At 49.1% G+C, this 332-nt stretch carries 1 tRNA gene; it reads left to right on the forward strand.

What is annotated here, in order from left to right:
* The first annotated feature begins 100 nt into the window (after positions 1-100).
* Positions 101-176 (forward strand) — tRNA-Ala (locus tag AC0IXA_RS27255).
* Positions 177-332 lie beyond the last annotated feature (156 nt).

Consider the following 332-nt stretch of genomic DNA (forward strand, 5'->3'; position numbering starts at 1 on the left):
TAGCTCAGTTGGTTAGAGCGCACCCCTGATAAGGGTGAGGTCGGCAGTTCGAATCTGCCCAGACCCACCAATTTTGTGTGGGAAACGCCTGTAGAAATACGGGGCCATAGCTCAGCTGGGAGAGCGCCTGCCTTGCACGCAGGAGGTCAGCGGTTCGATCCCGCTTGGCTCCACCACTACTGCTTCTGAAGTTTGAAAGCTTAGAAATGAGCATTCCACCGGTTCGGTGATGAATGTTGATTTCTAGTCTTTGACTAGATCGTTCTTTAAAAATTTGGGTATGTGATAGAAAGATAGACTGAACGTTACTTTCACTGGTAACGGATCAGGCT

This window comes from Pseudomonas sp. AC083 (assembly GCF_979253165.1).